Annotated in this window: 22 protein-coding genes; 6 read left to right on the plus strand and 16 right to left on the minus strand. The window is 52.5% G+C overall.

Translation table 11 applies throughout. From position 1 onward, the window contains the following. Positions 1-5: 5 nt before the first annotated feature. The gene (locus tag ACQ0MK_RS01010) at positions 6-587 is read right to left on the minus strand and encodes a thermonuclease family protein (protein ID WP_430474442.1); all 582 of its coding nucleotides are present in this window, start codon (positions 585-587) and stop codon (positions 6-8) included. 280 nt (positions 588-867) lie between these two features. Between ACQ0MK_RS01010 and ACQ0MK_RS01015 the strand changes: the two genes are divergently transcribed. Further along, complete coding sequence (locus ACQ0MK_RS01015; protein WP_430474443.1) at positions 868-2,082, plus strand: hypothetical protein; 1,215 nt, start codon at positions 868-870, stop codon at positions 2,080-2,082. Positions 2,083-2,148: 66 nt separating this feature from the next. Here the strand turns inward: ACQ0MK_RS01015 and ACQ0MK_RS01020 are convergent, their stop codons facing one another. From ACQ0MK_RS01020 to ftsA, 7 genes are all read right to left on the minus strand, one after another. After that, entirely contained in the window at positions 2,149-2,541 is a 393-nt protein-coding gene (locus ACQ0MK_RS01020) for a hypothetical protein (RefSeq protein WP_430474444.1), read from the minus strand. A gap of 31 nt (positions 2,542-2,572) precedes the next feature. Further along, the gene (gene ligA, locus ACQ0MK_RS01025) at positions 2,573-4,672 is read right to left on the minus strand and encodes an NAD-dependent DNA ligase LigA (protein ID WP_430474445.1); all 2,100 of its coding nucleotides are present in this window, start codon (positions 4,670-4,672) and stop codon (positions 2,573-2,575) included. Between the two features lie 52 nt (positions 4,673-4,724). Continuing rightward, positions 4,725-6,395 (minus strand): DNA repair protein RecN, encoded by a 1,671-nt coding sequence (recN, locus tag ACQ0MK_RS01030; protein ID WP_430474446.1) that lies wholly within the window; start codon positions 6,393-6,395, stop codon positions 4,725-4,727. Positions 6,396-6,654: 259 nt separating this feature from the next. Continuing rightward, positions 6,655-7,434, minus strand: coding sequence for an outer membrane protein assembly factor BamD (locus ACQ0MK_RS01035; protein ID WP_430476062.1), 780 nt, complete (start codon positions 7,432-7,434; stop codon positions 6,655-6,657). Positions 7,435-7,713: 279 nt separating this feature from the next. Beyond that, the gene (gene lpxC, locus ACQ0MK_RS01040) at positions 7,714-8,682 is read right to left on the minus strand and encodes a UDP-3-O-acyl-N-acetylglucosamine deacetylase (RefSeq protein WP_430474447.1); all 969 of its coding nucleotides are present in this window, start codon (positions 8,680-8,682) and stop codon (positions 7,714-7,716) included. A 322-nt stretch (positions 8,683-9,004) separates the two neighbouring features. Next, a complete protein-coding gene (gene ftsZ / locus ACQ0MK_RS01045; RefSeq protein WP_430474448.1) occupies positions 9,005-10,657 on the minus strand; it encodes a cell division protein FtsZ in 1,653 nt (550 codons plus the stop codon). 231 nt (positions 10,658-10,888) lie between these two features. After that, the gene (gene ftsA / locus ACQ0MK_RS01050) at positions 10,889-12,139 is read right to left on the minus strand and encodes a cell division protein FtsA (RefSeq protein WP_350042906.1); all 1,251 of its coding nucleotides are present in this window, start codon (positions 12,137-12,139) and stop codon (positions 10,889-10,891) included. Between the two features lie 299 nt (positions 12,140-12,438). Here ftsA and ACQ0MK_RS01055 point away from each other — a divergent pair, with 299 nt between their 5' ends. The 5 genes from ACQ0MK_RS01055 to ACQ0MK_RS01075 all read left to right on the plus strand — a co-directional run bounded on the left by ACQ0MK_RS01055 (position 12,439) and on the right by ACQ0MK_RS01075 (position 17,780). Then, complete coding sequence (locus ACQ0MK_RS01055; RefSeq protein WP_430474449.1) at positions 12,439-13,698, plus strand: ABC transporter substrate-binding protein; 1,260 nt, start codon at positions 12,439-12,441, stop codon at positions 13,696-13,698. A 67-nt stretch (positions 13,699-13,765) separates the two neighbouring features. Next, positions 13,766-14,659: a carbohydrate ABC transporter permease gene (locus ACQ0MK_RS01060; RefSeq protein ID WP_430474450.1), complete on the plus strand. Its 894-nt coding sequence runs from the start codon at positions 13,766-13,768 to the stop codon at positions 14,657-14,659. Next, on the plus strand, positions 14,659-15,537 hold the full coding sequence (locus tag ACQ0MK_RS01065) for a carbohydrate ABC transporter permease (RefSeq protein WP_430474451.1): 879 nt from the start codon (positions 14,659-14,661) through the stop codon (positions 15,535-15,537). The genes ACQ0MK_RS01060 and ACQ0MK_RS01065 overlap by 1 nt, the downstream gene beginning before the upstream one ends. A 41-nt stretch (positions 15,538-15,578) precedes the next feature. Beyond that, complete coding sequence (locus tag ACQ0MK_RS01070) at positions 15,579-16,688, plus strand: ABC transporter ATP-binding protein (protein ID WP_430474452.1); 1,110 nt, start codon at positions 15,579-15,581, stop codon at positions 16,686-16,688. A 72-nt stretch (positions 16,689-16,760) separates the two neighbouring features. After that, entirely contained in the window at positions 16,761-17,780 is a 1,020-nt protein-coding gene (locus ACQ0MK_RS01075; RefSeq protein ID WP_430474453.1) for a LacI family transcriptional regulator, read from the plus strand. A 32-nt stretch (positions 17,781-17,812) separates the two neighbouring features. On the opposite strand, the gene ACQ0MK_RS01080 is transcribed toward ACQ0MK_RS01075, so the two are convergent. The 8 genes from ACQ0MK_RS01080 to murD form a co-directional block, all read right to left on the minus strand. Beyond that, complete coding sequence (locus ACQ0MK_RS01080) at positions 17,813-18,694, minus strand: cell division protein FtsQ/DivIB (RefSeq protein ID WP_430474454.1); 882 nt, start codon at positions 18,692-18,694, stop codon at positions 17,813-17,815. Then, positions 18,682-19,596: a D-alanine--D-alanine ligase gene (locus ACQ0MK_RS01085; RefSeq protein WP_430474455.1), complete on the minus strand. Its 915-nt coding sequence runs from the start codon at positions 19,594-19,596 to the stop codon at positions 18,682-18,684. The genes ACQ0MK_RS01080 and ACQ0MK_RS01085 overlap by 13 nt, the downstream gene beginning before the upstream one ends. Continuing rightward, positions 19,593-20,537: a UDP-N-acetylmuramate dehydrogenase gene (gene murB / locus ACQ0MK_RS01090; protein WP_430474456.1), complete on the minus strand. Its 945-nt coding sequence runs from the start codon at positions 20,535-20,537 to the stop codon at positions 19,593-19,595. Before murB ends, ACQ0MK_RS01085 begins: the two co-directional genes overlap by 4 nt. Before the next feature lie 7 nt (positions 20,538-20,544). Then, the gene (gene murC, locus ACQ0MK_RS01095; RefSeq protein ID WP_430474457.1) at positions 20,545-21,954 is read right to left on the minus strand and encodes a UDP-N-acetylmuramate--L-alanine ligase; all 1,410 of its coding nucleotides are present in this window, start codon (positions 21,952-21,954) and stop codon (positions 20,545-20,547) included. Then, positions 21,951-23,207 (minus strand): undecaprenyldiphospho-muramoylpentapeptide beta-N-acetylglucosaminyltransferase, encoded by a 1,257-nt coding sequence (gene murG, locus ACQ0MK_RS01100; RefSeq protein ID WP_430474458.1) that lies wholly within the window; start codon positions 23,205-23,207, stop codon positions 21,951-21,953. The genes murC and murG overlap by 4 nt, the downstream gene beginning before the upstream one ends. 184 nt (positions 23,208-23,391) lie before the next feature. Beyond that, entirely contained in the window at positions 23,392-23,856 is a 465-nt protein-coding gene (locus ACQ0MK_RS01105) for a GNAT family N-acetyltransferase (protein WP_430474459.1), read from the minus strand. Positions 23,857-23,949: 93 nt separating this feature from the next. Then, entirely contained in the window at positions 23,950-25,089 is a 1,140-nt protein-coding gene (gene ftsW / locus ACQ0MK_RS01110) for a putative lipid II flippase FtsW (RefSeq protein ID WP_430474460.1), read from the minus strand. Continuing rightward, positions 25,086-26,483, minus strand: a complete 1,398-nt coding sequence (murD, locus tag ACQ0MK_RS01115; RefSeq protein WP_430474461.1) for a UDP-N-acetylmuramoyl-L-alanine--D-glutamate ligase — start codon at positions 26,481-26,483, stop codon at positions 25,086-25,088. Before murD ends, ftsW begins: the two co-directional genes overlap by 4 nt. Positions 26,484-26,485: the final 2 nt, after the last annotated feature.

Consider the following 26,485-nt stretch of genomic DNA (forward strand, 5'->3'; position numbering starts at 1 on the left):
CCTGATCAGTTTGTGTCACGTTGCCAAGTGCGGACTTTTGTTTCGTGTTCGGGAAGTCGTTCACCCTGACGCCATTCGAACGGATCAATGAATTGTCCTGCCCATACACCAGTGCGGGCCTGTCTGGCACGGTCTTCGACGGAGCTGTATTCAGGCATTTCATCTGTGCGGGCAACGGCCATGCCACGTATGATCAGGCTTTGCCCAATATCAACGCCATTTGCATTACGACAGACGGCCATGTTGCGGTGATAGCGATTTTTTCCACGGACTTCGCATGTGACTGGGGTGGCGACCAGAAGGTTGGTGGTGACTTGCCATGCTTCGGCACCACAAGCAGTACTTTGCCCGTTGATCAGACATTTTTGAAACCGTTCTAGGGCGTCGGCACCCCACAAATCAATTCGGCGAAAACCAAATTCCAGTGTGTCTGGATCAATGGCGCGTGCCGGGCCGGTCAAGCGATCAAAGTCTGGATCTGCGACAGCACTGTTGGGAATGGTGACAGTGATCAGGATTGCACACGCAATTGCACAGAAATCAAAGCCAAGTGAGACGGAGCTGAAGAAATGTCTTTTGTTGTGCATCGCCTGTTGCCTTTCTGAGCCGGAATGAAGGTTCGCTTGAAAGAATATTGTGGATGATACATGCATTTCTTAACGCCGGTTGATGATCACACTTTTGACATTCCTATATGTTTGTTAGTTGGAAACAATACCAGAACGGTAAAGTAGCAGATAATCAGCCAGTGGTGGTGTATGTTGAATCTGATCAGGGGAATATCTGCAACACGTAAAATCCTGAATGCCAATGTCTTGGGGCATCCAATCGTCTCCTTTGCCACAAGATGGACCGATGAGGTTATATATGGACGATAAAATTCCAAAAGCACTGTTGGACAGTATTGCGAAAGCCGATCTACACAAGCCGGATCATGCTTCACTTGTTTTGGATTTTTCGGGAATACCGGCTGCGGATAGTCGAACCGTCTTCTGTTCATTTGTTCGATACATCGAGAGTAGTGAGATTGATGGTTTGACGGCAAAGCTGTTGTCGAACAATACGGCGTCGTTGATGTTTCCTGTCGTGGTGCGCCGTGAGGTCGAAGGGTTTATCAAGCGCTTAAATGATTTTCTTCTTTTGCGCCGCTACGGAAAAATTGACGTTCGGTACTTCAATCTGGATGGGAATGCGCAGGAATTTGCCCAATGCTGTAGCCAATATCTTTTAAGAGGCAGCAGGGCGAGTGCTGAGGCATTTCGCGAGTTTTATCAGCAACCACCAAGTGGGCTGGATCAACTGGCAGAACTGATTGATCTGGAGCGTATCGTTGGCCAAGCTGATATGTCGATGCATTTACGGCGTCAGCATATTTGGAAGCTGGCAAAAAACAGGAAACCTGTGATTCTTGGGGAAGAATTGTGGGTATCAATTGCAGCGATGGAAGAAATCACAGGTAAACATATCATTCAGGATACATGGATGTTTTCCCGGTTTACCGAGCTGCTCGATAATCGGGTTCTTTCGCATCTTTCGGTTGATCAAACGCTTTGGGAAAAACAGTTATTTGTTAATTTGAATCCGGTTGCGATCGTCAGCGACAATTTCCACAAAGTTATTAAGTCATTGCCTTATCAAAGACTTGAAAAGCTAACTGTTGAGATGGGATTGACGTCTTGGCAACAAAATAGTTCGCGGAGCAAGAGTATTCTTGAAGATTTTAATCGCGAAGGGATTGGACTGGCATTGGATGGAATCTCAGTGTCGAAATTATCTGATCTGCCGGAAAATGATGCGGGAGTAAGCCAGTTTTTGAAGGTGCATGTTTCCCCACTTGAAGGAACTGATCTTCATGATGCATTGGCAAAACTCCCACCTGAAATGATGGAAAAAATCATTTGTACGCGGTGTGAAACCGTCGAGCAGATCGAAATTGCTGTGAAGGCAGGCGTGCAGTATTTCCAAGGATATGGATTACGTGATTTTGTGAGTGCCCCTGAAGTTGTTGAGAGCATACTCGGAGCTGTCGAGGATGCAGAGGTGCCTGAAGATGATGAAGTCGAGGCCGGAGATAAGCAATAGATTCTAGTTGAGGCTAACCTGCAATTCTGACTTGCTTCCCACACGGGCGGGGCGGATCAACTAAGGTCAGTAAAGATCGCTAAAGCGGATTTCATCAAGCTGGGCAAAGACGACTTTCCATTTGTCTTCTTGCTTGAGTAACGCAAACGCATAATCACAATCAAAAATCAGATTGTTTTCCGAGTTGCCAAACCTAAATGAGACAATCGCACGCGCACCGCCCGGAAGTGCGGAATGCTGTTCGATCACGATGGATTTCGCCATGGCAAGATCAGCGTTTTTCAATTCTTCAAAGAATGATTGATGATAGGTATGAAGATCATCCACCGATGAAATGGCGTGCACGCCGGATAGATCATTGATCAGGGACGGGTAGTGATAAAACTCATCAAGCGCATCTTCTTCCAGCTTGAGATGGGCATCAACATAGCGGTGAAAAAAACTTCCAAGATCTTCCATCGGCACGCGTCCCTTTCGAAAATGATCCGTACTATTCAGCGGCAATCAGATCAAGCCAACCTTGTTCATCAAGCACTGTAACACCTAATTCTTCTGCTTTCTTTAATTTGGAACCCGCACCCGGTCCTGCAACCAGATAATCGGTTTTTGCTGATACGGATCCTGCAACTTTCGCCCCAAGGCTTTCGGCTCTGACCTTGGCCTCGTTACGAGAAAACAGTTCCAGCTTGCCCGTAAAAACAACGGTTTTACCACTCACCGGGTTGTCAGAAACGGTGGGTGCTTCGACATCGTTGACGGTCAGAAGTTCTTGCAGGTCATCAAGAACCTCAAGATTGTGATCTTCGGCCATGAATTCAATCAGATCTTTGGCAACACCTGGTCCGATCTGGTCGATATTGATCAATTCGCGCAAAGCATCGCTATCGGCCTCGTTGGCGGCAATGATCGCGCTGCGCCATTCCGTGAGCGATCCATAATGCCGCGCAAGAAGCTTTGCGGTGGCCTGACCGATCTGTCGTATGCCAAGGGCATAGATAAACCGATCAAGGCCGATGGTGCGGCGTTCATTCACTCCGTCAAAAAGCTTGGTCGCGGATTTTTCGCCCCAACCTTCAAGCTTGCGAATGGCATCGCCATGATCGCTTTCAAGGCGGAAAATATCGCCAGGAGACTTCAGCCAGCCCAGTTCAAAGAACGCCTCGACATTTTTTGCGCCGAGCCCGTCAATATCAAAGGCTGTGCGTGATACGAAATGCTTCAGGCGTTCGACTGCCTGTGCCGGGCAGATAAGCCCACCGGTACAGCGCGTGACGGCTTCGCCTTCTTCGCGCATGGCGTGGCTGCCGCATTTCGGGCAGGTATCAGGGAACTGATATTCAACTGTGTCGTCGGGGCGTTCATCAAGGATGACTTCCACCACTTGCGGGATGACATCACCGGCCCGCTGAATAACCACCATGTCACCAACACGCACACCAAGGCGTTCGATTTCATCGCGGTTATGAAGGGTTGCGTTTGAAACCACAACACCACCAACGGTGACAGGTTCCAGACGGGCAACCGGTGTCAGTGCGCCTGTACGACCAACCTGAACTTCGATGGCGTTTAAACGTGTGCGGGCCTTCTCTGCCGGGAATTTATGGGCAATCGCCCAGCGGGGCGATCTGCTGACAAAGCCAAGCCGCAACTGAAGTTCGAAATCATTGACCTTATAGACGATACCATCAATGTCGTAATCAAGATCAGGGCGCAGGATGCCCAATTCATCATAGAACGCCATGATATCATCGGCATCGTTCAAAAGGCGGGTAAGCGGGTTAATGCTAAAGCCCCACCCACCGGCCTTTTGCAGGAAATCCCATTGGGTCTGCGCAAGGCTTTCAGATAGCTCGCCAAAGCTATAAGCAAAAAAGCGAAGCGGGCGTTTGGCACTGATGGCGGGGTCTAGTTGGCGCAATGATCCCGCAGCCGCATTGCGCGGATTGGCAAAGGTTTTGCCACCAGCTTCGGTCTGCGTTTCATTGAGTTTATGGAAGGCAGATCGCGCCATATAAACCTCACCGCGGATTTCGACCACATCGGGCGCATCATCGGGCAAGGTTTGTGGAATGTCGCTGATATGGGCGACATTTGCGGTAACGTCTTCACCTTCGGACCCATCGCCACGAGTTGCTGCGGTGACAAGTTGGCGGTTCTCATAGCGTAGCGACAGTGACAATCCATCAATCTTGGGTTCTCCAACCACTTCAACCGGGCTATGTGCGGTCATGCTCAGGAAGCGGCGAATACGGGCAAGGAAATCGACAATATCTTCACGTGAAAACGCATTGCCAAGCGATAGCATCGGACGGGCATGTTTGACCTTGGCAAAGCCGTCCGCCGGGGCCGCGCCGACTTCTTGGGTTGGGCTGTTTTTCTTTAATGTTGGGTAATGTGTTTCAAGTTCGATCAGACGATTGAACAGCGCATCATATTCTGCATCTGGAACCAGCGGTTCGTCATTAATGTAATAAGCTTGGTTAAATGAACGAATGCGATCGGAAATTTCCGCATGCTGTTTGCGTGCCTCGGTACTTGTCTCGGGCAATTCCGGCAGGTCGGATGTGTTTGACGCGTGGTCGGCGTTCATATTCTTTTTGTTCCGTATTCGATAATGGGGCAGCCATGGATGGTGGCTGTCCTTAAGTGGGTTGTTCTAACAGACTATCGGCCGCAGCGCGGGCTTCGGCAGTCACAGCATGACCGGCCAGCATACGGGCGATTTCTTCGCGCCGTGCACCATCAACCAGTGCATCAACACGGGTCACCATGGTGCCGTCGGTTTCGCGCTTGGCAATGTAAAAATGCGTGCGTCCGCGTGCGGCCACTTGCGGGCTATGGGTGATGACAAGGATTTGGCGTTCCTTTGCCAATAGATGAAGTCGCTGCCCAATGGCTGCTGCCGTTGCCCCGCCAACGCCGCTATCAACCTCGTCAAAGACAAGGCTTGGGACGGCTGAAACACGGGCAAGGACGACCTTGAGCGCCAAAAGGAACCGGGAAAGTTCACCACCGGATGCAATCTTGTTAAGGGCTCCGGGCGGGCTTCCGGGGTTGGTCGTAACCGTGAACTGAACCCGGTCAATACCGTCAATTCCCCATTCGCCTTCTTCAAGTTCGGCAATGTCGGTGACAAAGCGGGCTTTTTCCATGCGAAGCGGCGGGAGTTCGGTATTGATCGCGCCATCAAGCTTGGCCGCAGCTTCTTTGCGCGCCGCATGAAGCTTTTGTCCGGCTTCGATATAGGCCGCGCGATGCTCTTTCACAGCAGCCGTCAGGCGCGTGAGTTCTTTTTCACCAAATTCAAGCTGATTGATCTGGGATCGGAAATCTTTCATCAGGGCATTAAGCCCATCGACCGGCACTTTGTATTTGCGCGCAGCAGCCCGCAGGGCAAAGAGCCGTTCTTCGACATTTTCCTGATGCCCGGTATCGACGTTCAAATCAGCCAAGGTTGCCGAAATAGATCGGCTGGCTTCCTCTAGTTCGATGGCGGCACGGTCAAGCGCCTCAATGATCGGTTCAAACCGGCCATCGGCCTTTTCGAGTTCCCGTTCAAGGCAACGTTGCGCACTACGAAGCGCACTTTCAGCACCCTTGCCGCGTGATAGTTCTCCGCCCGCATCATTCAATGCCGCAACCAGTTTTTCCCCATGCATCAGGAATTGGCGTTCTTCGGCAAGACGTTCTTCTTCGCCCTCTTCCGGGCCAAGCTTTTCAAGCTCGTCAACTGCATGGCGCAGCCATTCTTCTTCTTCGCGGGCCTTGTCGATGCGAGCGCGTGCGCTGTTGAGTTCTTTTTGCGTTTCGCGCCATGCCCGCCAATGATCGCGCACCGTCATGGCAAGACTGCCAAGATGTCCATGGGCATCAAGGGTCGCGCGGTGCGTGGTCGGATCAAGCAGGCCGTGTTGATCAAACTGCCCCTGAATTTCAACGCAATAATCACCAACGTCGCGCAAAAGCCCGACCGATACCGCCTGATCATTGACATAGGCGCGTGAACGACCATCGGCGGTGACTACGCGGCGCACCACCAATTCTTCACCGTCCAGATCGATATCTTGTTCGGACAGAAGGCTGAATACCGGATGACCAAGCGGCAGGGCAAAGGTTGCTGTCACGCTGCATTTGTCGCAGCCATGGCGGACAAGGCCGCTATCGGCGCGCGCACCAAGTGCAAGCCCCAACGAATCAAGCAGAATGGATTTACCGGCACCTGTTTCCCCCGTCAGGACGCTAAGCCCGTCGTGGAAATCAAGATCCAGCTTGTCGATTAGGACTACATTCCGAATGCTGAGACGTCGAAGCATTTCTGGGTACTGATGTTGTTAACGGGGCCGCAGACAGGTTTTGCCAAACTTATTAGTAATTTCAGAGTGCCCAATACCGATCGACCTTGCAAGTGTTGCAGATGCCTTCCTTGGATCAAAAGCATTCACATGGCCGGTGGCTGTCAAAAATGTTTGAAAACAGGGCGTAACTGCAATTTGTTCCTGTTGTGTTCTAGGGTTGTTTTACCCCGAATGTCAAGGAAACCTGTATGAAGCCCGCTGTTTATGAAAACAAAAATCAGAACAGATCAGAAATCGACTGGGTTGTTGAGTCCCACCAGCTTTCTTCCGTGCGCGTATCACCGCCTTCTTCAACCAGAAGGCTGTAGGATTCGCTGTAATACTCACTGCCCGGGAAGTTATGACCCAGGACCGAGGCGGTGCGCTTTGCTTCGCCTTCAAGCCCGAGTGCAAGATAGCATTCGGTCAGGCGGGCAAGGGCTTCGGGAACGTGGGTGGTGGTTTGATATGTCTGGATCACCGATTTAAACCGGTTGATCGCCGCCAAAAATTCTTTGCGGTCCTGATAGTAACGGCCAACACTCATTTCCTTGCCGGCAAGGTGGTCAACGGTCAGGTCTTTTTTCAGCTTGGCATCACGGGAATATTTGCTGTCGGGGAAACGGCGAATGACGTCATCAAGCGAATCCATTGCGTGTTGGGTCATTTGTTGATCGCGACCAACGTCCGAGATCTGCTCGTAATAGGACAGCGCCTTGAGATAATAGGCATATGGCACATCCGGGTTGGCCGGATGCAACGAGATGAAACGATCAAGTGCGTTGATCGCATCGTCATATTTGTTGTCCTGATAGTACGAATAAGCCGACATCAATGTCGCCTTGGTCGCCCATACCGAATAGGGATGCTGACGTTCGACTTCATCAAATCCCTCGGCCGCCTTCTGGTATTCTTTGGCATCAAGCAGGTCTTGCGCACTGTTATACAGTTCGGAAACCGGACGTTCGACATATTCCGGCGCCTCATTGCTAGAGCAGGCGGCAAGCAAAATTGCCATGCCGCAGGTTGCAATGATGTGTTTGGCGCGAACGGTACTAAGCACTGTGACCTATCCTTGAATCTTGTGACGCACTCACTTGAAAATCCGCCGGACTATATCATGCGAAGGGCGCCCTTGGGCAAGTAGTTGTATGCCCAATTGGTGACTTTTCTTGCTGATAACCGCCAGTTGCTTTGACCCGCGTGATGAAAAATGCTCAAGACAACAAAAAAGGCGACCCGATGGGCCGCCATTTTTAATTGATATATGCATATGTGGCACAGCCAGATGATGCAATCAGGCGGTTGCCAGAACCGGTTCGGCCACGCCATGCAGGGCGGATTTACGCATCGGGGTCACCTGATAGGCGGTTTCATCTGCCAGCAAAGCCTGAAGCAACAGGTTGTTGACGTGATGACCCGATTTATAAGCGGTTACCTTGCCCTGAAGCTGCATGCCAGCGGTGTAAAGATCGCCCAACGCATCAAGGATCTTGTGGCGGACAAACTCGTCTTCGTAGCGCAGGCCTTCTTCGTTCATGACTTCGTCGCCTGAAAGTACAACGGCATTGTCAAGTGAGCCACCACGGGCCAGACCGGCTGAACGCATGGCTTCGACTTCATGAAGGAAGCCAAACGTACGGGCACGCGAAATATCGGCAACGAAGACACCGTCATCGAATTTCACGCTCATGCGCTGATTGGCGATGGCTTTGCTGGTGAAATCGATTTCAAAATCGATCTCAAACCCATCTGCCGGTTCAACTCGTGCGGTGCAGCCGTTAAATTCGACTTCAATCGGTTTCAGAACTTCGATGACCTGACGCGGTGCATTCTGTTCTTCGATGCCAACGCAATCGATCAGGAAATTGAACGGTGCGGAACTGCCATCCATGACCGGGACTTCATCGGCATCAATGTCGATCAGAACGTTATCAATGCGTGATCCGGCAAGGGCGGCCATCAGATGTTCGATGGTGCCAATTTTGATCCCTTTGGATGCATCGCCAAGGCAGGTGCAAAGACGGGTGTCGATCACGCCATCGTAACGTGCCGGGAACAACGGCTGGTCTTCCAGATCCGTGCGGCGAAATACGATGCCATGATTGGCAGAAGCAGGATGCAACGTGATACGGATTTTCTGACCGGAATGCAGGCCGACACCGGCACAGCCGATGGACGCTTTCAATGTGCGCTGGCGCACAAAATCGTCACCGTGCGCGCCTGTCTGCGCAATGGCAGCAGTTAGGTCGGTAATATTATTCACAAAAACCCCCAAATCAGGTCAGTCAGTTTGTAATCTATCTTGGTGAAGTGCTTGGCAGAGCCTCAACCCTCACTTCGTTAGCTTCAGACACTACCGACGTTGTGACAATCAGACAAATCACTCTTTGTTACGCTTTGTAAATCATCTGAAATGCAGAAAATAATAAATAAAATCAGATATTTAATTGATGGAAGAAGGACATTTTCAGGGCGTTGTAACCTGTTTGGTAACAGGCAGGGGCGGTTGGCCCGATCCCGCACGGGGTATCTATAAAAAAAGGGAAGGCAATAAAGCCTTCCCTTTCTGTGCGCGGAGATCGTGGTCAGTTGGCCTGACGACGAAGGAAGGCCGGAATTTCAAGAAGGTCATCAGACGCGCCAGGCGCCTTGCCCCGGGAAGCGGGCTCCTTCTTGAGGGTCGCCGAGCTGTCTTCGCCAAGGGGCATTTCAGTCTGACGCGGGGCAGGTGCCTGCGGCTGCGAGACTTTTGGTTCCACATGCTGATGCTGATGCGGGTCCTTGACGGTTTTGTTTTTGCCAAACAGGCTGCTCAGAACCGAACGCGGCGAGGTTGCATTCTGGGCATCTGCTGCTTCGAATACATCCGGGCTGTGATGGGACTGATTGGCTTCGCTTGGGGTCATGGCGCGTGGCGGAATAAAGGCCATGTCACCATTGCTGTTGGTTTTTTCGGTCGGTTTGTTTGCGCGCAGAACCGGTTTCGGTTTCAGGACCGTTTGGCCCATTTCAATCGAACCGGTTTCGTGTGCTTCAGCCTGATGGCTGATTTCCGGCTGCTGTGCGCTGCCGGTTGCCGCAAAACGTTCTGCCGGGATGTGATCAATTGATGCACCACCGGCATAGTCGGCGGACCCGTCATGAGCACTGGCCGCTGCATTGCCCGCGCCATGCTGTGCAAAGGATGGCACAGATGGTTTTTCGGCTGGCTGGGCTGCTTTTGGCTGTGCCACGGATACGGTGGTTGGTTGCGGACGGCGCATTTCTTCGGCGTCGATACCAGTTGCAACCACGGAAACCCGCAAGGCACCTTCGATGGTTGGATCGAAGGTCGAACCGAAGATGATGTTGGCTTCTGAAGCGACTTCTTCGCGAATACGGTTCGCGGCTTCGTCAACTTCATACAGGGCCATATCCATGCCACCGGTGATGTTGATAAGGACAGCACGTGCGCCCTTCATCGAAGCATCTTCCAGAAGCGGATTGGCAATGGCGGCTTCGGCAGCTTCAAGCGCACGTTTCTCGCCGGATGCTTCGCCTGTGCCCATCATGGCTTTGCCCATCTCGCTCATAACCGTGCGGATATCGGCAAAATCAAGGTTCACAAGACCCGGAACCATCATAAGGTCGGTAATCGAACGCACACCATTGCGCAGAACATCGTCTGCCATCTGGAAGGCATCTGCAAAGGTGGTTTTTTCGTTCGCGACCCGGAACAGGTTCTGGTTCGGAATGATAATCAGGGTATCAACATACTGCTGAAGTTGCTCGATCCCCTGTTCGGCGGTGCGCATGCGGCGCGTGCCTTCAAAATGGAACGGCTTGGTAACGACACCAACGGTCAGAATGCCGGATTCTTTTGCGGCACGTGCGATGACCGGTGCTGCACCGGTACCCGTACCACCGCCCATACCGGCGGTGATGAATACCATGTGGCTACCTTCAAGCTGGGCCTGAATGTCTTCAATGGATTCTTCTGCGGCGGCACTTCCTGCATCAGGACGTGCACCTGCACCCAAACCTTGCGTAATTTTGCGGCCAAGCTGCATCTTACGTGTGGCTTTGCTCTGGCTCAGGGCCTGAGAATCGGTGTTGGCAACAACAAAATCGCACCCTTCAAGTTCAGATGAGATCATGTTGTTAACGGCGTTGCCACCGGCACCGCCGACACCGATGACGGTGATCTTCGGTTTTAGGTTTTCTTCCGTTTCTGGAACGGAAAAATTGATTGTACTCATTGTTTGCTCTTCCTCTCCGCGCTTTAGAGCTTAAAGATCACACAAGCCTTCCCTTCGCTTATGCGTGCCAGAATTGCTTCGGGCACAAAGACCTCCGAGTTCGTTTTAGCGGGCAAAGAGTTATTGCCGTGTTAATGAGCACCAAAGTTTTCGAAAAAATGCACAAAAAAGTGCACTTATTTTTCAAATCCGCTGTTTCTCGCAGATTGGGCAGGGTTTGACGTTTGGAAACTAGAAATTTTCCTTGAACCAGGCCCCGAAACGACCCCAGCGTCCGCCGGACTGACGGATTTTCGCCATGGCTTCGCTTAATGGATCGTTTTGCTGTTCAACAGCCCGCAGCAGCAACCCGGCACAGGCCGAAAAGGCCGGACCACTCGTTGCTTCGGCCAAACCGGATACCCCGTGAGGATGCGCAATGGTTGCCGGGCGTTCAAACATCTGATTGGCAAGATCGGCAATGGCATTAAGCTGGCTGGCACCGCCGGTCAGAACAATGCTGCGTCCACCAATTTGGGATAAGCCATGCTCCTCAAGCTGATCACGGATCAGCTCAAAGGTTTCTTCAAGGCGCGGCTTGATGATGTTGATCAGCATCGAGCGCGGCACATGATTGAAATTATTCTCGTCTTCATCACCAATGATCGGAACCGCAAGGATTTCCTGATCGTCTGACGGCGATGTCAGTGCACTGCCATGCAGCGTCTTCATGCGTTCAGCATGGTTAAGCGACGTATTAAGCCCATAGGCAATGTCGCGCGTCACATGCGCACCACCGACCGGGATCGAGGTGGTATAGATCACCTGACCACCGTTAAACACCGCAACACTGGTGGTGCCGGCCCCCATGTCGATCACGGTTGCGCCAAGTTCACGCTGATCGGGGGTCAGGGCCGAAAGACCCGATGCCAGCGGTGTGACAACGGTTTCCTCGATCGCAAGATGGCAACGGCCCAGAAGGGTGCCAAGATTACGCAGTGGCGCTGTCTGTGTGCGGACAAAGTGCAGATCCAGACCAAGGGTAGATCCATACATGCCGCGCGGATCATTCATCGAATTCGCACCATCAAGCCGGAACCCAAGCGGAACGGTGTGGATCAATTCATCACCGGCCTGACGCAAAAGGGCTTCTTTCTGGTCATTCAGCTTTCTGATCTCAAGATTGCCAATCGGGCGGGAACCAAGCGGGAGCTCAACCGTATGGGTTTCCGATTCCGGGCGCCCACCTGACAGGTTCACAATCACCGATTCGATAGTTTGCCCGGCCATTTTTTCAGCAGCATTCACCGCGGCCAGCACAACTTCCTGTGCAGCGTCAATATTTGCGATCGATCCGCTTTGCAGCCCTTTGGACATATTGTGTCCGATGCCGATGACTTTCGGCGGCTGATCTTTTTCGCGTCGCGCAATAAAACAACAGACCTTGGACGTTCCGATGTCCAAAGCCGCAATCAATCCTGATCTGGTTTTGCTGCGTGCCAATTATCTGCTCGAAATCTTTTTAAGAGTTATTGGTTCAATTATTTGTAGGGCAAACCTTACGCCCGTTTTCCACTAAAAGCCGTTGCAAATTGGTTAAGGCTGACCGGAGTCTTTTGCAATCTAATTCCCAAAGGCATGGAATGGTTGTTTTGCGGTGCGAAATAGCGGCGATGATCAACCGTTGGTTTTCGCCGGTTCCCTCTTTGCTGTACTGCAACGTTACAGGTCCAGCTTGACAGTCAACTGTAACGTTGCAGTAATTAACCGCCAAATTAAAAAACTAACAGGGAGGAAACAGCATGTTTCTTGGAAAAATGACACGTGCCGGGATCGGAATGATTGCGGCACTCGGGCTTTCGACCAGCATTGCATCTGCGCAGGAAAGTGTTGAAGTCCTGCATTGGTGGACCTCTGGTGGCGAAGCAAAGGCGCTTCAGGTTCTTAAAAAAGACCTCGAAGACCAGGGCGTTTCTTGGAATGACATGCCGGTAGCTGGCGGTGGTGGCGAACAGGCTATGACTGTTCTGCGCGCACGCGTCACATCGGGCAATGCGCCAACAGCCGTTCAAATGCTGGGCTTTGACATCAAGGACTGGGCAGGCGAAGGCGTTCTGGCCAATCTTGATGAACTGGCCGCAAAGGAAGGCTGGGATGATGTCGTTCCAGATGCGCTTAAGGGCTTTTCAAAATATGACGGTCACTGGATCGCAGCCCCGGTCAATGTGCATTCAACCAACTGGGTTTGGGCCAACAAGGCCATCTTTGACGAGCTTGGCCTGAAACAGCCGACCGACTGGGATGAGCTGATTGCAGCCCTTGATAAAATCAAGGCGGCTGGTTACACGGCTGTGGCTCATGGCGGACAGGCATGGCAGGACGCAACTATTTTTGATGCGGTTGTGATGGCAACGGGTGGTCCGGATTTCTATCAAGCATCGATGATCGATACCGATTCTGATGCATTGGGATCAGACACCATGAAAACCGTGTTTGATCGCATGGCACAATTACGGACCTATGTTGATGATAATTTCTCGGGTCGTGACTGGAACCTTGCGACCGCAATGGTGATCAATAAAGAAGCCGGCGTGCAGTTCATGGGCGATTGGGCCAAGGGTGAATTCCTGAATGCTGGAAAAGTACCCGATACTGATTTTATGTGCTTCCGTTTCCCCGGCACGCAAGATGCGGTGACGTTTAACTCTGATCAGTTTGTGATGTTTGAAGTTGGCGCAGATCGTCAGGATGCGCAGATGAAATTGGCATCAGCCGTAATGTCGCCAAGCTTCCAGTCGGCATTCAACGTGGTTAAGGGTTCCGTCCCTGCACGGACGGATGTGCCAAACGATGCCTTTGATGCCTGCGGCAAAAAAGGCATGGCTGAATTGGCTGCAGCCAATAAGAAAGGCACTTTGTTTGGGTCGATGGCGCATGGCCACTCGGTTCCGGCCGGTGTCAAAAACGCGATGTATGACGTGATTACGGCGCATTTCAACGGCGAATATGACAGTGCTGCTGCTGTGGAAGAGCTCGTAAATGCGGTTGAATCCGCACAATAAGACCAAAATGACAAACCGGCGGCCGGAATAACGCTTTCGGCCGTCGGACAAAGTGCGGAGCATCTTCATGCAACCATCCTTGCCCGGCAAGGCACAAGCAACCCTGCGGGAAGTTCTGCCCCGCCTGGTGCTGAGCCCAAGCCTGTTTCTGATCCTTTTATTCGTTTACGGATTTATCATTTACACCGGTTATCTGTCTTTGACTGACAGCCGGATGCTGCCTTCTTATGATCTTGAAGGGTTTGGTAATTATGCCAAACTCTGGGGACAGCGTAATTGGCTAATCGCCCTTCAAAATCTGGCGATTTTTGGCGTTCTTTATATCGTAATATGCTCGGTCCTTGGACTGCTTCTGGCGATATTGCTGGATCAGAAAATTCGTGGCGAAGGCATTTTGCGCCCGATTTATCTGTATCCAATGGCGTTGTCCTTCATCGTGACCGGCACGGCATGGAAATGGTTCCTTGATCCCGGCCTTGGTCTTGAAAACACCATGCATCTGTGGGGATGGGAAAGCTTCACATTCAACTGGATCAAGGATCGCAATATGGCGATCTATACCGTGGTGATTGCCGCTGTGTGGCAGTCATCTGGGTTTGTCATGGCAATGTTTTTGGCAGGATTACGCGGCATTGACAGTGAAATCCTTAAAGCCGCCCAGATGGATGGGGCAAGTCGATGGAGCCTGTATACACGGATCGTCATCCCGCAATTGCGTCCAGTGTTTTTGTCGGCTTTTGTGGTCTTGGCCCATCTGGCGATCAAGGCCTATGACCTTGTTATTGCGTTGACCAATGGCGGGCCGGGCCGGGCGACCGAACTTCCTGCGACCTTTATGTATTCCTATACCTTTACCCGTAATCAAATGGGGGTTGGGGCATCATCGGCTGTGATCATGTTGGCCATGATTGCATCAATCATTGTCCCCTATCTTTATTCCGAACTCAGGGAGCGTCGCTGATGTCACATTCGAGACAGCCTTCCTTTGGGACAAATAAGCTTCTACGCGCAGCTCTTTATTCAGTCCTGATCCTGTTTGCGGTTTATTACTTGCTGCCGCTATTTGTCATGCTGGTGAATTCGGTCAAGACACTGGATGAAATTCGTGGTGGCAATATGATGTCGCTACCCGAAGCTTTCACGATTGAACCGTGGTTGGTCGCATGGTCAAAGGCCCAAATCGGGGTCGAGCCAACTGGACTAAGCCCATATTTCATCAACAGCATCATGATGGTCGTGCCTGCCGTAGCGATATCAACCGCTCTTGGCGCAATGAATGGGTATGTTCTGACAAAATGGCGTTTCCCCGGGGACAAAATCATCTTTGGTTTGATGCTGTTTGCCTGCTTTATCCCGTTCCAGATCGTTCTGATCCCGATGGCGCGTGTGCTTGGCATGATTGGCATTGCCGGGACGACAAGCGGGTTGGTTTTGGTGCATGTGGTCTATGGGCTTGGCTTTACTACGTTGTTTTTCCGCAATTATTACGCAGCATTCCCAGATGAGCTGATCAAGGCGGCCAAGATGGATGGGGCGGGGTTCTGGCGGACCTTTACCCGTATTCTTCTGCCCAGTTCCGGGCCAATCATTGTTGTTACCGTAATTTGGCAGTTCACCAATATCTGGAATGACTTCCTGTTTGGGGCATCATTTGCCGATTTTGATTCCATGCCGATGACGGTGGCGCTTAACAACCTTGTTTCGTCCTCAACCGGGGTCAAGGAATACAACGTGCATTTTGCCGGTGCGGTGCTTGCGGCCCTTCCGACACTGATCGTTTACGTCGTTTCCGGGCGTTATTTCGTCCGTGGATTGATGGCCGGTGCGGTCAAGGGCTAGGCCACTAAGGCCATCATAAAAAGAAGTACAGGGAAGTTATCATGTCCTTTCTACAAATCGATAAGGTTTGCAAAAGTTTTGGTCCGATCAATGTCTTACGCGATATTTCACTTGATGTTGAAGAAGGCGGTTTTCTGGTCCTTGTCGGACCATCAGGGTGTGGCAAATCGACCCTTTTGAACACCATTGCCGGGCTTGAAAACCTGACAACCGGGGAAATTCGCATTGATGGCAATGTGATTGATGATCTGCCGCCTGCGGAACGCAATATTGCGATGGTGTTCCAAAGCTATGCGCTTTATCCCAACATGAATGTTGGTCAGAATATTGCCTTTGGTCTGGAAATGCGCGGCATGCCCAAAGATGAACGCGATGCCAAGGTCGCCGAGGTCGCCAAAACACTTCAGATCGAACATTTGTTGGATCGTAAACCCGGCCAACTTTCCGGCGGGCAACGCCAGCGCGTGGCAATGGGCCGTGCATTGGTGCGGAACCCACAATTATTCCTGTTTGATGAACCACTATCGAACCTTGATGCCAAGCTGCGCGTTGATATGCGCACTGAAATCAAACGCATGCATCAGGCCTTGGGCACGACAATTGTCTATGTCACCCATGACCAGATCGAAGCCATGACACTGGGCACACGGATCGCAGTTTTAAAAGACGGAATTGTTCAGCAATACGGCACCCCGGCCGAGATTTATAACGATCCGTCCAATTTGTTCGTTGCTGATTTTATGGGATCACCGGCCATGAACCTGATCCCGGCAACCGTGCGGGGCAGTACGGTTGAAATGGCACGTTCTGGCGAAGTCCCGCTTGTGCTTGATTTCAAACAATTGCCAGCTGATGTCGCAAGCTATGATGGGCGTGACGTGATTGTTGGCATTCGGCCCGAAGCCATTACGGATGTTGATAACCGCGCAACCGGGCGCGTCGATCAGAAATACGTTTTGGCATCCTGTTTGATTGATGTGGTCGAACCGGCCGGGGCCGATATTTTCGCCATTACAGCACTGGGCGGCAAAGAAGTCGTCACCCGCCTGCATCAAGATTGGTCCGGTCAGGCAAAACAACATGCGGAATTGGTGTTCAACCTTGAAAAAGTTGTGTTTTTCGATCCGCAAAGCGGCATAAGGCTGCGCTAGACGTTCAGATGCCTATTGGAATGTCTTTTAAGGAGGGACCGAAACCTGCCCGATCATGATCCTGTTGGCAATATGGGCCAATCGCGTACCCAAAGCCGACCGACGCTTAAAACCATTGCGGAAATGACCGGCCTTGGGGTGACCACGGTATCGCGCGCGTTAAAGGATGCGCATGATATCAGTGTCAAAACTAAGTTGCGGGTGCGCAAGGTCGCGGACGCAATCGGTTATCATCCTGATCGTGCAGGGGTGCGTCTGCGTACGGGTAAAACCAACGTCATCAGCCTGATTCTGGATCAAACGGACAAGGTGCCGGAATTTGCCCGGCGTATGATTGTCGGGATATCGAATGCGACACGCGGCACACCGTATCATTTGGTGGTAACGCCGCAGTCCCGATCAGATGATCCTATGGACCCTGTGCGTTATATCCTTGATAGCCGGGCCGCAGACGGTGTGATCATTACCCATGTGCGTCCCGATGATGAACGGATTGCCGTGCTCCGTCAAAGTGGCTTGCCATTTGTTGCGCATGGGCGAAGCCTTTCTGGGCCGGCGCATGCCTATCATGATTTTGATAACAGATCTTTTTGTGAAATGGCGGCCAACCGGTTGATCGAACGTGGACGCAAACGTCTGGCCCTGCTGTCCCCGCCATCCGAGTTTTCATATTATCAGGAAAGCCTGGCCGGATTTACCGCCGCTTCCGATGCCGCGGGCGTCCCGCATAAGGTTCTGACCGGCATTGATCTTGATAGCAGCAGCGAAGTTCTGAGGCAGGCTGGAATGGCGTTGCGCCATCAGGATTATGTGCCTGATGGCATTGTCTGTGGCAGTGAGTTATGCGCGATGGCGCTGATTGATGGCCTGATCCAGTCAGGTTTCGATGTCGGCCGGGATATTGACGTGATCGCCAAGGAAACATCGGACCTGCTGAACTATACCCGACCCCGGATTGACAGTTTGCGCGAAGACCTGATCGTCGCCGGACAGGAACTGGCCGCCCATCTGATTGATGTTATTGAAAAACGTGATGTCAGCATTCTGCAATCGCTTGGCCAGCCGATCCCGGTTTGGCGCAACGAGCCATAAGGTTATTAATTGGCTTTGAGCCTAGGGTGGGGTTAAACCGCCCCTTCCTTCTTTGGCGGGTTGCGTCTTAGTTCCGCAGCACCCGGTGTCAAACGGACAAAGGTCCGGTCGGGCAGGCGTAAATCCACAATCAAGACATCTCGGTTAAGCAAATCGTGATCACGGTCAAGGATCTCAAGCCGCTGCCAGGCCTTGTCCATATCCTTTTCCGGCAAACGCACAAACATGCCGTTTGAAAGCTGGATATTCCAGCGACGATGACCAATGCGCTGCGCACCCGTAACCATATCGTACAAATGCGGAATGGTCTGAATGGTTGCCAGCATCTCGGCAGCATGTTGTGGCGCGTCATCCCCCACCAGAACCGGCAGATCAAGGTAATCACCAAGTTCATAGTTCTGAAGTTGCTCGCCGTCGCCATCGATCAAAACATGGCCGCGGTCTTCGGTTTGCCACAGGGCAAGGGGTTTGCGTTCTATGACCGACACAATCAGGGTATCTGGCAATTGGCGTTCAACCGTTGCGGTGCGCACCCACGAAAGTTCTTCGATCCGTTCGCGCGCGGCATCAACGTCAAAGGTAATGATCGGCGTTCCGGTTTTCTTGCCGATTGCGGCCAAAAGCGCATCGGGTTCGGTTTTTTCACGGCCCGATACTTCGATATTTTTGACAGTCATGCCAAGTTCGGCTGACAGGCGGATACTTTCATTTTCCGCCATGACAAGCCATTTGTCGGCTTTGCCAGTATACCAGATGGCGGCGGGAATAATGGTGATGGCGCCAATAAAACCGGTCCACCACAAACCGCGCGCAACCTTTTTCAGGTTGGAAGCAACGCCGTGCTGTTTATCAAGCTTTTCGCGGCGTTCACGGGCCTGTTCTTCAAGCGTTCCGATGGTGCCTAACGTTCGCATGATGCATCCTCTACCATCCATGCAACGATGTCGCCAAAGCTCATACCGTCATGACGGGCTGCATCGGGAACAAGGGATGTTGGCGTCATGCCGGGTTGGGTATTGATTTCCAGAATTGCCAACCGATCATTTTCCGGGTCATAGCGGAAATCGGCGCGGGCAATGCCACGGCACCCCAAGGCGCGATAAGATTCTTCGGCATGGCGTTGTAAACGGTCGCGCAAATCGCTTTGAATGTCTGCCGGGATGATATGTTCAGAACCGCCTTGAACATATTTTGATTCAAAATCGTAAAAGGCATGATTTCCGGTCAGAATTTCAATGACTTCCATTGCCTTGCCGTCCTTGACCGCAACGGTCATTTCCCGGCCCGGAATGAATTCTTCCTGCATGACGCCGTCGCCATGGACCCATGCGCGGGCCAGCATGTTCTGTTCTTCTTCCGGGGTAAGGATGATCTCAACCCCGACAGATGACCCTTCGTTGTTGGGTTTAAGAACATAGGGCGGCGGCAACGCGGTGCCATTGGCAATTTCATCGCGTGTCACCCAGACATGACGGGCACATGGAATGTCATATTCCATGAACATTGCCTTGGCCGACATTTTATCCATGGCAATGGCGGATGCCCGGACACCGGAATGGGTGTAGGGAATATCCATAATTTCAAGCAGCCCCTGAACCGCACCATCTTCGCCCCAACGGCCATGTAAGGCGTTGAAAATAACATCCGGTTTCGGATCAATAGCGGACAATTGACGGGCAAGGTCACGGATGGCGTCGATTTCCGTAACTTTATAACCCTTTTCACGCAGCGCCTTGATACATTCACGGCCCGATGACAGGGATACTTCGCGCTCGGCCGACCAACCGCCGTAAATGACAGCGACATGCTTGCTCATGCGTCTTTTCCTATGATCGAGTGACCTAGGCGTTCGCCAATGCGCCGGATTTCCCAGCGCAGCTCAACGCCACTATGTTGTTTAACCCGTTTGCGAACTTCATCACCCAATAGTTCAAGATCAAGGGCGGTGGCATCCCCGGTATTGATCATGAAATTGCAATGTTGTTGCGACATCTGTGCGCCACCAATTTTCAGACCCCGGCAGCCAGCCGCATCAATGGCTTCCCATGCGCGACTGTACTCTGGATTGGCAAATGTCGACCCACCGGTACGTGATTTGATTGGTTGTGATTCGGCACGGGCTTTTTGAATGTCATCCATGCGTTTGGCGATTTCGTCGGGATCGCCTGTTGTGCCGCGCAAGATGGCAGATGTGAAAATCCAGTCTTCGGGCAGACCGCAATGACGGTACGACATTTCTATCGCATCGGGGGTAATGGTATGGCGCGTTCCCTTGCCATCAATTGCGGTGGCACTTACAAGCACGTCCTTGATTTCCGTCCCATATGCCCCGGCATTCATGCGAAGGGCGCCTCCAACGGTGCCGGGAATGCCAGACAAAAATTCAAGTCCGGCAATGCCTGCTTGCTGCGCGACTTGCGCGACATTCAGATCAAGCGCACCGGCACCGACATGAATGTCGCCATCTTTCACAACTGCATCGGTAAATGGGCGGCCAAGGCGAATGACAACGCCGCGAATGCCGCCATCACGCACCAAAAGATTTGATCCAACACCAATAACGGTAACTGGCATATCTTCAGGCTTGGCTTTCAGAAAGTCTGCAAGGTCGGCTTCATCGGCAGGGCGGAACATAACATCGGCCGGACCGCCCACCTGAAACCAGGTAACTTTGGACAATTGCGCACCTTCGCGCAGCTTGCCCCGTACCTTGGGCAGGCGGTCAATCAGTGGCGTGTGATGTCCGGGCGTGCTCATGACGATCTCAGCTTTTCAATGCTTGAAGTTGTGCAGGAAGCGCGTTGGCCCATGCACTGATCGAACCAGCACCAAGGCAAACAACCAGATCGCCCGGTTTTGCTTCTGCTGCGACGGCTTCGGCCAGTTTTTCCGGGCCCTCAAGGGCACTAACATGGCGGTGGCCACGGTTGCGCAGACCTTCAACGAGCGAGTCCCGTGATGCGCCTTCAATCGGGCTTTCACCGGCTTCATAAACATCGGCAACAATAACGCTATCCGCATCGTTAAAGCAGGTGCAGAAATCTTCAAACAGATCATGCAGGCGCGAATAACGGTGCGGCTGAACCACGGCAATGACATTGTTTCGGGTTGCCTGACGGGCGGCTTTTAGAACGGCTTTGATTTCGACCGGGTGATGACCGTAATCATCAATAATGGTGACACCATCAACCTCTCCGGTTTTGGTAAAGCGGCGCTTAACCCCGGTAAAGCCATCAAAGGCCGATACGATTTTTTCATCAGGAATGCCAAGTTCAAGCGCAACCGTGATCGCCGCCAACGAGTTTGAAACATTGTGGTCGCCAACCATTGGCAGGCGGACATCCTTGATCACGCGTTCTTCGCTATCAACCCGTTCACGGATGACAACGTCAAAGACGCTATCGCCGATATTGGTGCGCACATTGACCGCGCGCACATCGGCTTGGGGTGAAAAGCCAAAGGTGAAGATACGACGATCTGTGACTTTGCCAATCAGGGCCTGAACTTCGGGATGGTCGATGCACAAAACGGCAAAGCCATAGAACGGGATGTTCTGAACAAAGTTTTTGAATGCTTCGCGCAGTTGGTCGAAATCTTTCCAGTGATCAAGATGTTCCGGATCAATGTTGGTGACGACAGAAATGGTCGAGGGAACCTTAACAAAGGTGCCATCAGACTCATCGGCCTCAACCACCATCCAATCGCCATCGCCCAAACGGGCATTGGTGCCATATGAATTAATGATCCCGCCATTGATCACAGTTGGGTCAAGGCCCGCCGCATCCAGCATGGTCGCAACAAGCGATGTCGTAGTTGTTTTGCCGTGCGTGCCACCAACTGCAATCGCCGCCTTAAGCCGCATCAGTTCGGCCAACATTTCCGCACGGCGGACAACCGGGATCATATCGGCACGTGCGGCCACGACTTCAGGGTTGTTTGGCTTGACCGCGGTTGAAATCACGACAACTTTGGCATCGGTAACATTGCTACCTTCATGACCGACAAAGACCTTGATGCCAAGACCGCGCAGGCGCTGCACGTTGGCATTGTCAGAAATGTCAGACCCTTGCACGGAATACCCAAGGTTATGCAGAATTTCGGCAATACCGGACATACCGATGCCGCCAATACCGACAAAGTGGATGGTGCCGATGTTGAGCGGCAGGGTGTTCATAGTGTGTCTCCTCGGTCTTTACTTATGTTCTCGTTGCTCGGGCTTCCTGCCGGGTTCAGTCCCAGCATATCAAGCACCATATCAGCCAGCCGTTCGGCGGCATTCGGGCGGCCCGTGGCTTTGGCGGCCTTTGCTGCGCGGCTTAAGGCTGCCGGATTTTGCAAAAGTTTGGTCAGGCGTTCGCTTAGAATTTCGACCGTAAAACGATCTTGGGGCAACAACCACGCCCCACCGGCTTCTTCGACCTGTTGGGCGTTAAAACGTTGATGATCATCAATGGCATGGGGCAGGGGCACCAAAAGCGATGGACGCCCGGCCGCGGTCAGTTCGGCCACCGTCGATGCCCCGGACCGTGCAATTACCAGATGGCAATCACGCAGGCGATCAGGGATATCATCGATAAAGGATGCCAGTGTCACATCAATGCCCGACCCGTCATAGGTTTTGCGGACGGCATCGATATCTTCTGCGCGGGCCTGTTGTGTCACCACCAGCCGGTTACGCAAATCACGCGGCAGGGCGACAAGGGCCGCCGGCAAAACTTCTGATAAAACGCGCGCACCTTGTGACCCGCCGGTAATCAGTAAACGCACCGGACCTTCTGTCGTCGGGACGTCATATTCCGTGCTGGCAAGGGCGGCGACTTCGTGGCGGATCGGATTGCCGGTCCATGTGACTTTGGCGTCATCATTTTTGGCAATCAATCTGACCGTGGCAAATGATGTTGCGATGCGTTTGGCAGCACCGGCAACCAATCGGTTGGCCCGACCAAGAACCGCATTTTGTTCGTGAATGGCAAACGGAATACCCAGCCATTTGGCCGATAATGTTGCTGGGATCGACGCATAGCCGCCAAAGCCAATCACGGCAGCAGGCTTTGATTGTTTCAGAAGCGAACGTGCCTTCATCGTGCCAAGGCCAAGGCGAAGGGCGCCGGTAATCCGGCCCTTTAATCCCTTGCCAGCAATGCCGCCTGCCGGAAGGATGATGGTTTCAACCCCGTCAACACCGTCGGTATAGCGTGATGCACGGGCATCAGTGAAAAACAGAACCTTGGCCCCGCGGCGCACAAGCGCACGTGCCAAGGCAACGGCGGGGAACATATGCCCGCCAGTTCCGCCCGACGTCAGGGCGATGACCTGTCCGGCCAAAGGGTGTTCCGTCACATCCGCAACGTGCGAAATGTCGGGCGTAACGTCCGGCGATGTGGCCGGGGAATTTTCAATGTTTTGGCTGTCGGTCATCTGATCCACTTACGCAACGACGGTTTGCCCTATCAGAACCCGAGAAAGGTTAACATCCCTTCAAGCGGGGGCATTTATAGGGCCGGAATTTGTCGTTTTTTAGGGCTGTGTGTTTTGAAACGGGTATGCGACTGCCAAGCTGGTCATTCCCGCGTAATGGGGGATCTTTTGCACTAAGTATTGGAGCCGCGCATTAAACCGTATCAATCTTGTATAAAACCGAATGATCGCGTTTGGCCAACCGGTCATATAGGCGTTGAGCACCGTCATTGTCATCGCTGGTTAACCAATACAGACGGGCCCAGTCTTGCTGTTTGGCCTTTGCTTGCAATGCCGTCATCATCTGTCCGCCGATGCCCCGGCCACGTTGATCGGCCGACACCCAGAAATCTTCAAGATAGGCGACATTGCGCAGTGAAAATGTGTGGGGATGGATGATGAGATGCGCCAAACCAATGACGGAGTGGTCTTCGTTTTGGCTATCAGGGCCAATCGCCAGCCAAGCCTGCATGGCGTGATCCGGATCAAGGATACGATGCCAAAGACCATCAATCACTTCACCTGGCATATCGGGGGCACCAAATTTGAAAATGTATTGGCGCCAAAGTTGTTCCCAGCCAGAACGGTGCTTTGGTTCGGCGTGCAGAATATCGATCATATTATTTTGGGTCCGTCGTAAACCGTGACAGGGCTGGGCCACAATCGGTTTTCTATGCAGCTATAAGAACGGCAAGGTGCGCGTTTGATCCGCTTATTCGCCGGGCCGTTTGCGCGTTAGGGCGAGAACAAATCCCATGCCGATCGCGATACCGATGGTGGCAGATCCGCCATACGATACGAACGGCAATGTCATGCCCTTTGGCGGGACCAGTTGCAGGGTGGAGGCCATGTTAATCACCGCTTGCAACCCGAACTGAACCAGAATGCCGGTGACGGCCAGAACGACAAACAGATTACGTTCCCCCATCAGGCGCGACAGGCCACGCATGATGATGAAGGTAAAGACACCAACGACCAACACGCAGAACAAAAGTCCGAATTCTTCACCGGCAACGGCAAAGATAAAATCGGAATGGGCATCGGGGATGGAATTTTTAACCCAGCCTTCGCCCGGGCCACGGCCCATGATGCCGCCATTCATGAAGGCTTCCATGGATCGTTCGATTTGATAATTGTCTCCCGATGCCGGATCAAGGAAGCGATCCACGCGTGATTGCACGTGTGGCAGGATCAAATAGGCACTAACGGCCAAGCCGACCGCGCCAAGCCCAAGACAGAACACCAAAATGATCGGAAGGCCAGCAAGGAAAATCTGAACCGACCAGATCGATGTCACAACAACGGTTTGACCGAAATCCGGCTGGATCATCAACAGGAAAATACAAATCGCCAGCATCAGGCTGGAAACGATATAGCCCGGGAAGTTCGGGTTAAGCCGACCTTCGGCAAACATCCATGCCACAACGACAGCAAATGCCGGTTTCAGGAACTCTGACGGCTGGATCGTTACCCCGGCCACATGGATCCATCGCACCGCCCCTTTGATCTCGGACCCGATAAAGGGTGTGACGATCAAAAGGAAAATAACGCCCAAAAACATAAAGGATGCCAGCCGTCGCACCCATTTCACCGGCAGCAGCGAAATCGACAGCATGCAGACAACAGCCATGCCAAGAAACACGAACTGGCGGGTAACAAAGTGAAAGCTGTCGACATTGATACGATCGGCGACCGGCGGGCTTGCCGACATGACCAAAAGCGCCCCGATCCCCATCAAAAGAATGATGGCAGCTAGCAGCCAGCGATCAACGGTCCACCACCAGATGCCCAGAACGGATGTATCCGCACGGGAAAAGGCAATGTTGGTGTTCGTGCCAAACAGCGACTTCATGCGTTTACCTTCCCGGCCTTGGCCAGTGCGTTGTAAAGATCGCGAAATGCGTCGCCACGTGCTTCAAAACTTTTGAACTGATCAAAGGATGCGCAGGCCGGGGTTAACATTACCACCGGCGCGTCATCACCACTTGCCTTGGCATCCTCAAATGCCGCCTTGGTGGCGACATCAAGGGTCTCACACTTTGCCCATGGCAGGTCATCGCCAAGGGCCTCGGAAAATTCGTTGGCCGCTGCCCCGATCAGATAGGCCTTCTTGATGTTGGGATAGAATTCCTCAAGTCCGGCAATGCCGCCTTCCTTGGGTTTTCCGCCAACAATCCAATAAACATTATGATATGAGGAAAGTGCTTTGGCCGATGCTTCGGCATTGGTGGCCTTGCTGTCATTGACAAACACGACACCATCAATGCTGCCCAACCGTTCCTGACGGTGTGCAAGCCCCGGAAACGACATGACCCCATCAATGATCCGTGTGGCATCAACACCGCGTGCTCGGCAAAGGCCGTAAGCAAAGGCGATGTTTTGCCAGTTATGTTTGCCCGGCATATGGGCAACAGTATTCAGATCAAGAATGCGGGTTTTGGCCCCTGAAAGATCATCAATCAGCCATCCGTTGTCATCGACGTAAATGCCGTGATCTACCGGGTTTTTGACCGAAATTTCGATGATGTGGCGACCGCCTTCGCGGGCCAGTTCAACCGCCATCTTGGCACAGGGTTCATCATCAATTGAAATGATCGCCCATTTCGGCCCCTTGTTGCGTGCGAAGATCTGGCGTTTGGACCCGATATAGCCATCCATCCCGCCATGGCGGTCAAGATGGTCCGGGGTGATGTTCAAAAGCGCACAGGCATCAAATTCAGAATGTTCAAGCAGATCAAGCTGATAGGATGACAGTTCCAGAACAAGGCAATCATCGGCTGTAGATGGCTCTAAGCCAAGGGCGGCATTGCCAAGATTGCCACCGGCCTGGGTTTTAATTCCGGCTTGGGCGATGATATGGGCGGTCAGGGCCGTTGTGGTCGATTTGCCATTGGTCCCGGTGATGGCCAAAGTCGGCACATCGGCCTGTGCAGTACACAGCAATTCAACATCGCAAATGATCGGCCTTCCGGCACGGCGGGCTTTTTCGGCTGCGGGGTGCGGGGTCGGGAAGGTCGAAGGAATGCCCGGGCTGATCACCAGCATGTCGGGTTCCGTCCAGTCGCATTCCGCAAGATTGATCGGGGCAAGACCCAACGGTTCGATCAGATCGCGGCCTTGTGCCGTGTCATCCCACGCCCAGACAATCGCGCCTGCATTGATCAATGCTTTCACACTGGCAAGTCCGGATTTCCCCAGACCCAACACCGCAATGGTTTTGCCGCGCAGATGCGAAAGATCAATCACGT

This window comes from Thalassospira lucentensis (assembly GCF_050516545.1).
Classification (GTDB): domain Bacteria; phylum Pseudomonadota; class Alphaproteobacteria; order Rhodospirillales; family Thalassospiraceae; genus Thalassospira; species Thalassospira lucentensis_C.

Bases quoted from the DNA above. Each gene is read 5' to 3' on its own strand.
- ACQ0MK_RS01055 (WP_430474449.1), top strand. From the start codon at position 12,439: ATGTTTCTTGGAAAAATGACACGTGCCGGGATCGGAATGATTGCGGCA.
- murB (WP_430474456.1), bottom strand. From the start codon at position 20,537: ATGAGCACGCCCGGACATCACACGCCACTGATTGACCGCCTGCCCAAG.
- ACQ0MK_RS01065 (WP_430474451.1), top strand. From the start codon at position 14,659: ATGTCACATTCGAGACAGCCTTCCTTTGGGACAAATAAGCTTCTACGC.
- ACQ0MK_RS01035 (WP_430476062.1), bottom strand. From the start codon at position 7,434: ATGGCAATTTTGCTTGCCGCCTGCTCTAGCAATGAGGCGCCGGAATAT.
- recN (WP_430474446.1), bottom strand. From the start codon at position 6,395: ATGCTTCGACGTCTCAGCATTCGGAATGTAGTCCTAATCGACAAGCTG.
- ACQ0MK_RS01015 (WP_430474443.1), top strand. From the start codon at position 868: ATGGACGATAAAATTCCAAAAGCACTGTTGGACAGTATTGCGAAAGCC.
- ACQ0MK_RS01070 (WP_430474452.1), top strand. From the start codon at position 15,579: ATGTCCTTTCTACAAATCGATAAGGTTTGCAAAAGTTTTGGTCCGATC.
- ligA (WP_430474445.1), bottom strand. From the start codon at position 4,672: ATGAACGCCGACCACGCGTCAAACACATCCGACCTGCCGGAATTGCCC.
- ACQ0MK_RS01010 (WP_430474442.1), bottom strand. From the start codon at position 587: ATGCACAACAAAAGACATTTCTTCAGCTCCGTCTCACTTGGCTTTGAT.
- ftsW (WP_430474460.1), bottom strand. From the start codon at position 25,089: ATGAAGTCGCTGTTTGGCACGAACACCAACATTGCCTTTTCCCGTGCG.
- ACQ0MK_RS01080 (WP_430474454.1), bottom strand. From the start codon at position 18,694: ATGCGAACGTTAGGCACCATCGGAACGCTTGAAGAACAGGCCCGTGAA.
- ftsZ (WP_430474448.1), bottom strand. From the start codon at position 10,657: ATGAGTACAATCAATTTTTCCGTTCCAGAAACGGAAGAAAACCTAAAA.
- ACQ0MK_RS01020 (WP_430474444.1), bottom strand. From the start codon at position 2,541: ATGGAAGATCTTGGAAGTTTTTTTCACCGCTATGTTGATGCCCATCTC.
- ACQ0MK_RS01075 (WP_430474453.1), top strand. From the start codon at position 16,761: ATGGGCCAATCGCGTACCCAAAGCCGACCGACGCTTAAAACCATTGCG.
- ACQ0MK_RS01060 (WP_430474450.1), top strand. From the start codon at position 13,766: ATGCAACCATCCTTGCCCGGCAAGGCACAAGCAACCCTGCGGGAAGTT.
- ACQ0MK_RS01105 (WP_430474459.1), bottom strand. From the start codon at position 23,856: ATGATCGATATTCTGCACGCCGAACCAAAGCACCGTTCTGGCTGGGAA.
- murC (WP_430474457.1), bottom strand. From the start codon at position 21,954: ATGAACACCCTGCCGCTCAACATCGGCACCATCCACTTTGTCGGTATT.
- ACQ0MK_RS01085 (WP_430474455.1), bottom strand. From the start codon at position 19,596: ATGAGCAAGCATGTCGCTGTCATTTACGGCGGTTGGTCGGCCGAGCGC.